The 12,739-nt window shown below is 49.3% G+C and carries 12 protein-coding genes; 4 read left to right on the top strand and 8 right to left on the bottom strand.

Going from position 1 to position 12,739, the window contains the following annotated elements:
- Positions 1-16: 16 nt before the first annotated feature.
- A complete protein-coding gene (locus OXH16_22520) occupies positions 17-1,570 on the top strand; it encodes a glycoside hydrolase family 32 protein (protein MCY3684180.1) in 1,554 nt (517 codons plus the stop codon).
- A 74-nt stretch (positions 1,571-1,644) separates the two neighbouring features.
- Here OXH16_22520 and OXH16_22515 read toward each other — a convergent pair whose 3' ends face one another.
- The 8 genes from OXH16_22515 to OXH16_22480 all read right to left on the bottom strand — a co-directional run bounded on the left by OXH16_22515 (position 1,645) and on the right by OXH16_22480 (position 10,725).
- On the bottom strand, positions 1,645-2,196 hold the full coding sequence (locus OXH16_22515) for a TlpA disulfide reductase family protein (protein MCY3684179.1): 552 nt from the start codon (positions 2,194-2,196) through the stop codon (positions 1,645-1,647).
- Between the two features lie 12 nt (positions 2,197-2,208).
- Positions 2,209-2,796, bottom strand: coding sequence for an FMN-binding protein (locus OXH16_22510; protein MCY3684178.1), 588 nt, complete (start codon positions 2,794-2,796; stop codon positions 2,209-2,211).
- On the bottom strand, positions 2,783-4,027 hold the full coding sequence (locus tag OXH16_22505; GenBank protein MCY3684177.1) for a glycosyltransferase: 1,245 nt from the start codon (positions 4,025-4,027) through the stop codon (positions 2,783-2,785). The genes OXH16_22510 and OXH16_22505 overlap by 14 nt, the downstream gene beginning before the upstream one ends.
- Entirely contained in the window at positions 4,024-4,248 is a 225-nt protein-coding gene (locus OXH16_22500; protein ID MCY3684176.1) for a hypothetical protein, read from the bottom strand. Before OXH16_22500 ends, OXH16_22505 begins: the two co-directional genes overlap by 4 nt.
- 34 nt (positions 4,249-4,282) lie before the next feature.
- The gene (locus tag OXH16_22495) at positions 4,283-6,940 is read right to left on the bottom strand and encodes a GWxTD domain-containing protein (GenBank protein MCY3684175.1); all 2,658 of its coding nucleotides are present in this window, start codon (positions 6,938-6,940) and stop codon (positions 4,283-4,285) included.
- 532 nt (positions 6,941-7,472) lie between these two features.
- A complete protein-coding gene (locus OXH16_22490; protein MCY3684174.1) occupies positions 7,473-8,549 on the bottom strand; it encodes a hypothetical protein in 1,077 nt (358 codons plus the stop codon).
- 58 nt (positions 8,550-8,607) lie between these two features.
- The gene (locus OXH16_22485; protein ID MCY3684173.1) at positions 8,608-9,156 is read right to left on the bottom strand and encodes a redoxin domain-containing protein; all 549 of its coding nucleotides are present in this window, start codon (positions 9,154-9,156) and stop codon (positions 8,608-8,610) included.
- A 402-nt stretch (positions 9,157-9,558) separates the two neighbouring features.
- Positions 9,559-10,725: a hypothetical protein gene (locus OXH16_22480; GenBank protein ID MCY3684172.1), complete on the bottom strand. Its 1,167-nt coding sequence runs from the start codon at positions 10,723-10,725 to the stop codon at positions 9,559-9,561.
- Positions 10,726-10,819: 94 nt separating this feature from the next.
- Between OXH16_22480 and OXH16_22475 the strand changes: the two genes are divergently transcribed.
- From OXH16_22475 to OXH16_22465, 3 genes are read left to right on the top strand one after another with little or no spacing between them, the layout of a single operon-like run.
- Positions 10,820-10,996 carry a hypothetical protein gene (locus OXH16_22475; GenBank protein MCY3684171.1) on the top strand — a complete coding sequence of 59 codons (177 nt, stop codon included), beginning with the start codon at positions 10,820-10,822 and terminating at the stop codon, positions 10,994-10,996.
- Between the two features lie 23 nt (positions 10,997-11,019).
- A complete protein-coding gene (locus OXH16_22470; GenBank protein ID MCY3684170.1) occupies positions 11,020-11,799 on the top strand; it encodes a phytanoyl-CoA dioxygenase family protein in 780 nt (259 codons plus the stop codon).
- Positions 11,800-11,825: 26 nt separating this feature from the next.
- On the top strand, positions 11,826-12,719 hold the full coding sequence (locus OXH16_22465; GenBank protein ID MCY3684169.1) for a dienelactone hydrolase family protein: 894 nt from the start codon (positions 11,826-11,828) through the stop codon (positions 12,717-12,719).
- The last annotated feature ends 20 nt before the right edge of the window (positions 12,720-12,739 follow it).

The following is a 12,739-nucleotide window of genomic DNA, read 5'->3' as shown; positions in this document are numbered from 1 at the left end:
GAAAGGACAAAGCACCATGAGCGACACACCAGATTACACATCACTCGTACCGCACTACACATTTCCAAACACACTCGAAGAACAGCGCGAAGCCCTCGCCACAAATCCGCTATTACAGCGGATGCATGAAGCGCGAAAAAGTTATGAAGGCGACCCCCACAGACCCATCTACCACTACGTAAATCCAGAACACACACTCAACGACCCCAATGGGATCTGCTTCTGGCAGGGACGATGGCATCTGTTTTACCAGGCATATCCCCCCGAAGATCCGCGTCAACACTGGGGACACGCCATCAGCGACGACTTAATCCACTGGGAAGACCTGCCCTATGCGATCTATCCCAATCCCGAACGCTGCTGTTTTTCCGGCTCAACACTCGTAGAAGACGACCGCGTCATCGCCATGTATCACGGCACCATGGTAGGCAACATGGTCGCCGTATCCAGCGACCCCCTGCTCTTGAACTGGGAAAAAGTGACCGGACAAGCCGTAATCCCCATGAAAAATCCCGATGGCTCCACCCCGCCCTATCGGGTATTTGATCCGTGCATCTGGAAAAAAGGCGACTTTTACTACTCCCTCTCGGGCGGCACCCTGCCCGGACCGGGCGGCAAACCCAAGCGCGCAAACTTCTTGCTCCGCTCACCCGACCTGGCGAACTGGACGTATTTACATCCATTTGTCGAAGACGACCTCTTCACAATCGTTGGCGACGACGGCGCCTGCCCCTACTTCTGGCCCATTGGCGATCGCCATATCTTACTCTTTTACAGCCACATAAGCGGAGGGCAATATCTCCTGGGCGACTACGACAAAGAACGCGACAAATTTGTGGTAACAGCGCACGACAAATGCAATTTCGGACCCTCCGCTCCCTGTGGTGTACACGCGCCTTCGGCAACCCCGGATGGCAATGGCAATATCATCGTCATCTTCAACATGAACCCGGGCAAGCCGACAGAAAATTGGAACCAGATCATGACCCTGCCCCGCAAAATGACCCTCATCGACGAAGAAGATATACGCATAGAACCAGCGGGCGACATAGAATCCCTGCGCCGCGATCACCAGCACGTAGGACGCATGACACTCGCTGCCAATAGCGAGATCGTCCTCGACAATATTCAGGGCAATGCAATGGAGATCGTCGCTGAAATCGATACCAAAAATGCGCCTATGGTCGAGATGGACGTATTGCGGTCACCCAACAAAGAAGAAGTCACGCGCATCATGTTCTTCAAAGATCGCGGGCTCAGAAATCGAGCGCTCAACACACAGAAAAGCCTGATCACAATCGACTCATCGTGTTCCTCCACTCTACCCGACGTGCGCACCCGCGCGCCCGAAACCGCTTCGGTCCATATCGAGCCGGACGAAACCTTAAAATTGCGCGTATTTATCGATAAAAGCGTCGTAGAAGTATTTGTAAACGGCAAACAATGCGTGGCATTGCGCGTCTATCCCGGACGCGAAGACAGCACGGGCGTCTCCCTGCGACCACAGGGACAGGACAGCGAACTCCTGTCTCTCGACGCCTATCAGATGGAGAATATTTACACATCATAAACAAAAAGCCCCCGATGCCATAACCGCACCGGGGGCTTCTTGATAGCGACTTGAGTTACACATTTCCAAAAATGCTATTGCAATTCTAACTCTGAAGCAAACATGCGGGCAATATTGGGTTTACCCATCGCAGCTTTCCGGATGATACCCTCTTCATTGACAAGTAAAGCGGTTGGAACACCAGAAATACCACAGGTTTTTAATATAGCCCTTGAACTATCGAACCCCACAGTTGCAACAATTTCGTGGTTTTTGAGTTTTCTGGCCAAAGTCTGTTGATGTCCCACACCAATGACAAATGCTGGCAGACTTGCCGAGGCCGCCTTTAACACGGGATAGGTTTCATCACAGGCACGACAATCGGACGCTGTAAAATAGAGGATATAAGGCGAATTGCCCATTGCATCGGAAAAAATTTGACGGTCTTCATTGAGACTGGCAACTTCAAAATCGGGCACCGGTTCGCCAATTAACTCAGCCAAAGGATTCACAAGTATGCCAGGTGGGTGTCCAGCCACGAGTCTAACCCCTACAGAAATACACAGGGCGACCAACAAGCCACAGCCAAGCGACATCAGAAGTATCAAGCGTCCGCTCACATTTTGCGGTTGAGTATTATCTACCATCTTTTGCATTCCTTAATTGGGTGATTGCTGCGAGTTCTGAATCCAGCGATTCAATTCACGCAATTGGGTGAGGGTTGCCTGGACAGAGTAGGTTGCACCTGAAATGCCGTCAATATCTTTGGTTTTCCACTGGGAAGCCTCGAGTATCTGGCCTTTGAATTGCGATAAAAAGACTGTGGGATCATAATTTCCAGTCTCCAATTCCCAGGGCGAGAGGGGAAGAATCCCCAAAATTTTGTTTGTATTTGGATCAAGCAGAACGCCCAACAAAAGGTCTCTACAAGTCGTACAGCTAATATCGTGACGCACTGCTGCCAAATAGAAAGTTTTTTGTTCGTTATTATGGATCGAATAAACAACAAGTACACCAGAACGCGGTTCTGGCCGAGCAACAAAGATCTCTTGCATTTTGACGTCTGTCCAAGCGGCGTTGAAGGCTTCAAGACGTGACGCAATATCTTGTTTTGATGGGACCTCTGGTAGTCCAGCAACCGGCATAGCGCGTTTGTTATATAGCATCAGCAAGCCGGCAGCCAACAACAGCAAAATGCCAAGTAGTGCACCAAGTAGTATGGGGATTCGATTTTCAGTCTTTATCATGGATCACGTTGGAAGTTTGAGATTCAAGTTTGTATTCATCTATAACTCGTCTGTATATATCTCTCCAGATTTCTGTTTCCTTCTCGGGAGAAAATTGCTCTCGAATCTTGTGCTCAGCAGCTATTCCCAGTCTTTTTCTTAAATTGTGGTCGTCCGCGAGACACATCAATTTTTCGCACAAAATGTCACTTCGCTGAGAAGGAAAAAGCATGCCATCTTGCCCATCTTCGACGATTTCCAGGACACCGTCAACGGCAGAAGAGATAATTGGTCTTTGACATGCCATAGCTTCCAAAACCGCATTCGGCGATCCTTCATATAAAGATGGCAATACGAATACATCTACCTGACGCATCCATGCAAGCACTTCACTGTGCGGTACACGGCCTGTGATAGAAATATGGCGGATCAACTTGCGTTTCCTGAATTGTTGTAACCATGTCTTCTTTAGTTCAGAGTCTGCAAAATCACCTATGAGCAAAAGATGACTTTCGGGATATTGTCTATGAAAGTCTTCGAATGCCTGAAAGAGAATAGAAAAACCGCTTTTTCCCGGTCTTATGATACCGGTTGTCCCGACGACCAATTTGCCTTTTTCTTTTTCGTTCTTCAGCTTTTTCACAAAAATCTGGCCGCGTAAACCACCTCGCGTTTTGACGAGTTCCTCAATATTTTGCTTGGAAAATAAATTCGGATCAAAAGCGTTTTTTATCACTTTCTTCTTGCATATCTGTGCAAAAGAAGAAGCCTTCTCGAGGAGTGTTCCCGCGACTGAGGTGACAAAAGCGGCATTTTCCAATGTCCATTTTACTGCGCCAAATAATCCCCAATGATAGCGGTGCAATTCAATATCACTGCCCCGGATACTGATAACAGATGGCACCCCCATATCTTTTGATAACAAAGTCGCAAGGTGTCCGGCGGGAAACACAAAGACGCCATGGAAAAGGTCGAATTTTTCTCGATCATGCAGTCTGGCGACATAATCTGCGATATTTCTCAAATGCGTTGGATCGCCAAAGTGATTGCCTAAACTGGGGCATGTACGGTGAACTGTGACCCCATTTTCTACAATAAAAGAAAAGCTGTCTTCAGGCCCGTGCGGTCCAGGGGCAATTACATGGATGCCTATCTCCGATGCTGCGAGGTTCCGCGTGATGCGATTAATCGCCGTGCCAACGCCGCCTTTGACTTCTGGCGGAAACTGGAAGGTAATCACACAAATTTTCATGAATTTTCCCGCAGACTTTCAGGATTGAATTTTGCCCGAAACAGCTCTTCTCTACCATCCACTTTTCTTTTTAGGTAGAGATACACTTCTTTATCCGTTCCTATGAGCGTACCGTCAATACCGACATCTATTTCAACGAGATTCAAATTGTGATCATAAATATCGAGATATATCTCTGATCTTGGCAAAGAGTAGCAATAAAAGACAAACTCATCTGTCACAGTGACTCCAATCCCTTTGCCCGTGTCAGGGATTCTACTCAACGATCTGAAAGGTGGTGGATTTGGCAACTTGTACGTTTGCATTTAAGTCCGAGATTTTCACTACCAATTCGTACAGGCCCTGTGCGGAGTCGGTGACATCAATCTCCAGATAGCTCAATTCAGATTCTGTTTCGCCCACCTGTTCATAAGAAACTGTGAATTCTTTTTCGCTGAGGACCCCCAGTAGTTTGCCCACAGATTGCAATACGCGTACAGCCGGTGCCTGCCCCTGCGCTGGCGCAATCCGATAGTGCATCTGGTAGCGCGTCTGTCCAAACGCATCTTTTTTTAATCCGTAAATCTCGTAATAAATCGTGACGGGTTGCCCGGCGGAGAAAGATTTTGAGGGCTGGGGGATGATGTTCAGAGAATCGGCTTCTTGTTCTTCAATTCGGTTTGCCAATTCTATGTCGCTGAGCATCAATCCGTCTCCTGTATAGGATTCTACGTCAATGGCTTGTTTTTGGACACCCAACCTGTTGCCCGCTGTGTCGTGTACCTGAACGCCCAGATAATAACGGCCCGGGGGAATGTTCACGGTCAGTCGATCTACGATTTTGTCCGTCTGGTCAGATATATCGGACAGGGGTTCAACTTTTTGAAAGATCGGGGTCCACGTTGTGTCAAAAAGCGCGAGGCCACGTTCAAATTGCGTTGTTTCAGGCTGTCCGGAAACTGGCAAGCCGTAATAAATTTCGAGACGGGTCTGTCCCTGTTCCCCGCGAAAATCCGCCATGTCTGCATAGAAATCCAGGGTTTCTCGGCGGAGATCAAAGCGCGAGGGTTCGCGGGCGACTGCGCGATTGACGATATCTTCTGGCCTGTGCCGGTTCCAGACCACAGCATTGTCTCTGGCTTCTGCGCGTATGGATGAAGGTATTGGATAGTCGAAATCGCCACCTCTTGCCAGCGATGTGAATACGATTTCGATGCCTCCGTTGACTTCTGGATAGATCCAATATTCCCAGGGTTTATACCCATCTACGGGAAAGAGTGGATACCCGCGACTATGATCTGTGCCTATTCCCGCATCCCGGTCGGATAACGGCGTGTCGCTCGTAATTCTCCCACGGACGATCTGGGGGGGAGTTCCCCGCGGTGTTACTCTGGGGCTGTAGTCAACATTTTCAAAATCAGTGAGTTCAACGGTGCCTCCAAATACGCCCGGTTCGAGATCCACTTCTTCTCCCGGTTGCCTCACCGATGTTCGGATGCGCTGGATATTGGCGACCAGTTCTTTCCGCGCATCATCGGTTAGCGACATCAGCAAGCGTTCTTTTACGCGTACTACTTCGGGATCAATCTCGAATCGTATGTTGTCAGACCGGCTCCAGTGCGCCGGGTGACCATACCGGATATAGATTTCACCGCGGCGGTCCCAGGGCCCGCGGGATGAAAAGAAATGCCGCCGCGCATACATGATTCTGCGGATGTGTTCGACCAACCATTCGTTTTCAGGGGTTGCTGGTGTGGGATCGCGGTGCTGCCAGAATGCTCTGATATAAGCCGCACGCTCTTCGATTGGCAGGGCATTAAAGGCATGGATTTCTTCGGGAGAAGCGACGATGCGGATATCCTCAAACATGGACCGATTGTGCTCATCTAATCCATCCAGATAGGCGACTGCGGTCGCTTCTGCCATTGGCATATTTTTGAGTTGGATATAGGCTTCAAAGACCATTGGCAAAGCGGGTCTTTGAAGGTCTGGCCGTTTTTTCAGGACGGGTTGCAGGATTTCGATCGCGTGGGCGGGTTGACCGGTTTTGAATGCTATGATGCCCAGGCGAAATTGCGCGGTGATGTGAGAGGGATCAGCTTCCAATTGTTTGTCATAAGCGTCTTCGGCTTTTTCAAATTTGCCTCTGGTTTCGTAAAAAACACCCAGCTTAAAATACGCGTCTGAGTATTCTGGAGACCGTTTGATCAACCTTTTGAGGCTGTTTTCTGCCTCTACGCTTTTCATTATTAAATCGCACATTGCCAAACCGTAATAGGCTGCGCTGTATTTGCGGTCCCAGGCCATTGCCTCCAGCAATAGTTTTCTCGCGCGCCATCGCTGTTTTGGTACCCGCAAAAGTGATAGTGCCCTGCCATTTCTGGCTTCGAATAGGCGTTTGTCATGTTCGAGCGCCTGCACAAATAGTTTTTCTGCCTCGCTTTCCCTGTTCTGTTCCAGATTGAGATAGCCGAGCGCACACATGGCGACCGCGTCTTCGGGATTGTGCGTCAGGAGGCGTGTACAAATTTGTACGGCCTCCACAACTTGTGTGGAATCGGGTGGCACAGCGCCTGCCCAATAGGTTTTTGGGAGCAATTTTTTTTGTTCAAAATAAGCATCTGATACGGAAAACCTGCGCTGATCGAGATGGTAGCCATAGTAGTATTTGAGTACGAGCGGATTGTGTGCTTGCCAGAATGCGTGTAAGAATGTTCCCTTTTTTGCGCGTGGGAGATCCCGATAAAACGCTGCCGAATCAGCACCTGCGATTTCACCAATGAGTTGGCTCGCTGCGGTGTCCTCGCGGTGAGCATAGCTTTTCTGAAGTGCGGGTTCGGATATTTGTCCTTCGACATTGCAGATAAAACACGCTTTTGTCGCTAAAAAAACAAAGCTACCAAACCATGACCTTCTAAAAAAAGAAAAACGCATGGTTGACTCCTTGCTTGTGTCTGAACAAATTCCGAATCGCCAATCCGACAGCGTCATATACAGGTATCGTAGTCGAAAAATCCTTTTCCGGCTTTTAAAAAGAATTCCGCGTTGTAGTACTAAGTGCATTCACAGGTATAAGTATAAGCGCCACATTGTATGACGGGGACCCAGGGTGGGTCGCAACAGCATTCTACACTCTCGCCATACCAACAAGTCTCTGTAATACAAGTCTCGGCGTTGGCATACGCTGTAATCACTGGCGTCAACAGTGAGAAAGCTCCACCCATAATGCCTACAATCCAACTCCACGACAACGCGGTCCAAGGTGCCACAAAACCGCTTTCATTGAGGAAAAACGACTTTACCATGATAACACTCCTTTTACGTTGTGATTTTTTAGACGAAAAAAACTTCCCAAATTCAACCCTATGTGATATAATGAATTTATATCACGAAATCAACTCAGTTCATAAGTAAGCCCTCCTTTAATTAAGGTCGCCTGGTGTAAATCAAATGGTCGCATTCCAGACTATAGAATCGTAAGGCTCCTGGCGACCAGGCGGCCAAGTGATCGAGATAGCGGTGTTGCAATATGACCTGCAACAAGCGCGGTCAGCAATGCTCCTAAGGTGATGAACGGTACAAATGGGAATGTGTGTTCAATCTCAATGCGATCTTCTGAGGCTAAGACTTTTTCATTGATGAGTCTGCGCAAAGCACGCAGATCTCTCGTCAGGAGCGGTTGCCCGCGTTTGAGCAATGGTTCTTCTTCAGTATCAGAATCAAATTCCAGGGATTCTCCCTCATGCTTGACGTATAGCGATTGGCGCAGCACATTGCCGATTTGTAGTGCTCCAATCGGAATTGATTGTACAAATCTGTAGCGAAAAAAAGAACGTACGCGCTTATAGGCCAATTCCAATAACCCGACATTTGCCCAAATAATTGCGTAGATCACAATATTATCCTGGCTCCAACAGAGAACAGCAAACACCCCAATCCCAGGCCAGGTCAGCAAAGGCCAATGGCGAGGGGATAGGAGAAAGTCAAACAGACGATATCCAATGACCAAAATGGCCAGCGCTTCCAAATAGTTGAATGGTCGTTTCATCACCAATATGCTGGTACCCAGCAACAGGCCCAAGAGGCCGATAAGTCGAACAGCAATCTGCAATATTGGAGTCTCTATCTCTTTTTGCTTTACACGAGGTTCTTCCTCATTTCTTCGAAAAACGAGCGATGCAAACAGGCTAAAGAGGAGATAGATAACAAGAGTATTGATGAGCAAAGCTGGTCCTGCATTTTGTAGTGAAAAAACCTGAAATGTAGGACATAATGAAGGGGGTAGAGCCAGCGCAGTGGCCCAAAAGAGCTTGCCATCGCCAGGTCCCCAAAATCTGATCACCATAAGCACCATCGCAATGACGAGACTGATGCCGAACACACCAGCTAAACGTGCGGGTGTCGTAACCTCTGTAATGAGCATAAATCCTTGGCCAAGAAGGCCAATACTCAACAGGCTATAAGTCCATTTATTTGGCACACGACGGGTGGAAATATCCACCAGACTGACCCAGAGACCAATACCCAGTACTGCGGCAAGCATGCTCCACTCCACCCAAAAAGTGCTGTCGAAAAACAAATCCAAAACAGTATTCCTTCACTTATGGCATATCGGCAAAGCAACGGATAAGCTTGAGCGTGGTGGACAAACCACCAGCAGAATCTTTAATTTTTCCCAATTCATCTATCCAATAGATATGGGGCACACCCCGAACCCTATAGGCTTGGAATGTCTCTCCTGTGGTATCCTTTACCACCGTAAACCGTGCTCGAAATGTATCATCCAGCTTTTGTGTCTCTTCGGGAACCTCGCGCTCGTCGAAGTCGTTGATGAATACAAGGCGTTCAGCCGAACTACTATGCTGATCAATGAGTTGTTGCTTCAAATTCTGGGAGAACGCACAACGAGATGACACAAAAACAATCCCTACGTTTGTCCCTCGAAACGCACTCAGATCAATCAGGTCGCCGGTTTCAGATTTAAAAGAAAAGTCCGGTGCCTCAGATCGCCAGGGTAATGAATCACTTGATGTCCACTGTATGAGTGCAGACTGTGGTTTATCAATAGAAAGGACCAAGATCACGCATAAAATACCGAATGCACATCCTGTCGCAGGAGGTCTCTTCAATAAGAATTTAAACAATCTCATGGACTCGTCCTATTTTGGTGAACGTCTTATTTTTCGAGAGCAAAGATGATTAAAATTCTGCTACCAAATACTGTTCACTGCCGACACTCGACTTGCCAGGGTCTGTCGGCGGCTTTTTTGTAATATGAATGATAATATTATGGCCTTTATAGTTTTAAGCCCGAAAGTTTGTCCTAACCTGCAAAAATTTGTTCCAGTCGCTACTTTTTTCGATATGTGGTCGGACTAACCCCATACGTCTCTTTGAAAACCTTGCTAAAAGTCGATAAAGATGTGAACCCACACAGGTAAGCAATTTCCGAAAGAGTATATGATGGGTTCTTCAACGCTTCCTCAGCCTTTGCACAAAAAAAGCCCCCGACGCTATAATAGCACCGGGGGCTTTTTGCTATTGCACAATCTTCACGACAAAGTCTGGAAACGCTCCCACGCTTCGCCAGCCGCTGCCGCTTGCCGCTCCAGTTCACTGCGCCAACCGATCACCTCGCCAGCTTTGACGCGCTTGATATCAAATCCCGGATACCGGTCCTCGAGCGTATCCCCGAGTTTCGTTCTCTCGGCCCAGCGATCCCACGCCGTCTTCATCCACTCGTGTGGCAGTGCTTCTCGCACAGCCGGATCGAGTTGCCATGCATGCCGCACATCGCTCACAGATGGCTCCTCTTCAGATGGTCCCGACCACCTCGACCAACCAATTGACAACGTATTGCGCTCGCGATCCGGAACCGTGTGCCCCGTATGGATCGTCGTTCCATTTCGGATAAGCGCTTCCCCGGCCTTGAGCCGGATCGCCACCTGACCCGGCAATGGATCTTCGCCATTCCAACTCGGCGTATGCGGCACCCCCTGCTCCTTCACCGCCTTCGGTAAAAGCACATCGTGCTCAAACGGCGTACGCCACCGATTGTGGCTCCCCGGCACAAGCTCGTGACACTCATCGTCCGCCAATGCCAAAAACATACTCACGCCATTTCGCTCTTTAAGAGACTTCGCATTATTTGCGCGGATCTCTTTCCAGCGCTTCCTCTCAACCTCCTCGGAATACGCCTCTGGATCACTACCCCGCTCATCCCGCTGTGCAAAATAGCGCTCCCCCGTACCCCACCACGTCACATCCCGGTGCCAACTCAGCTTATTCTCTTTCTGCCGCGGATTGCACCACAGCAACAAACCACCCAGCACCACATCTTCTGGCTCCAGCCCGCCACACCACGAATGAACAAAACTCAGAAAATCTGGCGAACCGTGGAACTCCGCAAAACACGGCTCTCCAAAAGCCGGATGGATAAGCCCCCGAATCGCCCACGGCTCATCATTACCCGTGCGGTGTACATAGCCCTTCGAGCAATCGATCTTATCGTACCCATTCTCTGGCGCGCACGCCTCGGTAACGCGGCGACCCGCCTCTCGGAGAACGGGAATCCAAGGATTATCGGCAAAATCGTTGATAATGACAAAACCGTGCTCCTCCAGATGTGCCAATCGCTCTGGCGTAGCTCCGGGCGCCGAAAGCTCAGGCTTGAAATCGGCAAAAGCCGCAGCGCGATAAACTGATTGAGAACTGGACATCTTCATTCCTTTCGCCCCGTGCCAATTGGGGCAATCTTAAGGTGATAAATCTGCTTTCCCCACTTCCCATTTCCTCGATCAAAAGAAATTTGGCATGAAACAAAAAAATTATCAAGCGTTATCAGTAGTCAGTGGTCAGCAGTCAGAAAAACAAGCGAGGTATTACCTTTGGGTGGCTGGGCGGGGACTGAAAGCTGATAGCTGCTTTCCCACTAAAGTAAAAATGTTGCTTTTTTTGGAAAGTGGTATAATTTTGGACGAAGTGAATTGAAACGCGAACGCGAGGAGATCGCAATGGAACTAACCGAAAGCCAAAAGCACTTCTTCTACGAAGAAGGCTATCTTAAAGTCTCCGGCGCTGTGCCCCGCGCCATGGTAGATGCGGCGCGGCAGGCGATTAATGCCGAAATAGGCAAAGGAAATACCAACCCATTTCCCGAAATCAACGCCACACCAGTCATTACGGACCTGTTCAACGAAACACCCGCCTTCTCTCTCCTCGAATCCGCATTGGGAAAAGGCAATTTGCAGCGCAGTCAGACGGGAAGTATCAAACTCAATTTCCCGCGCCCACCGGGCAGTCTTCCAAAAGATACCTTAACGGAAAAAATTGGATGGGGCAGAAGTGGCGGGCACCTGGACGGCATTAAAGCCGTAGGCGACCGGTTGCGCGGATTGCGCGAAGACGGAACTTATAACCGGAATTTTACATCTTTCGCGGTCGTATATCTCGACGATGTCCCCGTTCCCAACGGCGGCAACTTTACCGTATGGCCCAAATCGCATCACTTCTTTGAAAACTACTTCAAAGAACACGGACATCAAATACTAAATGACCACATGCCCCATGTCGAACTACCCGAAGGTCCGGTATTTGTAACTGGCGAAGCAGGCGACGTAATCTTTGCCCATCACGCCATGGTACACACCGGCTGTCCCAACACCTCGCCAGACATTCGATACGCCGTAATCTTCAGGACCAAACACACACAAATCAATGAAATTGGAGTAGATGCATTCACCGATATATGGCGCGAGTGGGATGGCGTTCGCGGGACTGTCGGCGCAGCATAAACCAAATCACAGAAAGGAAATCCATTATGAAACGCCAACGAGCAACTGACTTTGACCAGGAACTCCTCGACCTCTACGATGAATATGTCCACGGACAAACAGACCGGCGGGGCTTCTTAAACCGCGCTGCAAAATTCGCGGTCGGCGGCGTAACCGCTGCCGCCCTATTAGACAGTCTGAAGCCCAACTACGCACTTGCACAGCAAATCGCCACAGACGACGAACGCATCACCGCCGAATACATAGAATACCCGTCGCCAGAAGGACATGAAAAAACGCGCGGATACCTCGTCGCCCCTGCACAAGCAGAAGACAAAGTCCCAGGCGTCGTCGTCATCCACGAAAATCGCGGCTTAAATCCCTACGTAGAAGACGTTGCCCGGCGCGTGGCAACGGCAGGCTTTCTGGCTCTTGCCCCCGACGCACTCGCGCCCCTCGGCGGATATCCCGGCACAGATGACGAAGGCCGACTCATGCAGCGCGAGATAGACCGCAATAAAATGACAGAAGACTTTATCGCCTCTGCGCGTTATCTACACACACACGAAAAATGCACCGGCAAAGTCGGCGTCGTAGGCTTCTGCTTTGGCGGGGGCATGTCAAACACCCTTGCCGTCCGCATCCCCGACATCATCTCCGCCGCAGTCCCCTTTTACGGCCGCCAACCCGCTGTCGAAGACGTACCAAAAATAAAAGGCGCATTGCTCATCCACTATGCCGAACTGGACAGACGCATCAATCAGGGCTGGCCCGCTTATGAAGCCGCCCTCAAAGAAGCAGACGTAACTTACACGGCTCATATATACGAAAACGCCAACCACGGCTTTCACAACGACACAACACCGCGCTATGACGAAGCCGCGGCAAAATTGGCATGGCAACGCACAATTGACTTTTTCAATGAAACATTAAAAGAATAGCTTTTTCCCAAGGAACTTTC

It is taken from the genome of Gemmatimonadota bacterium, assembly GCA_026705765.1.
GTDB lineage: Bacteria > Latescibacterota > UBA2968 > UBA2968 > UBA2968 > VXRD01.
This window is presented reverse-complemented; position numbering and strand designations above follow the sequence as displayed.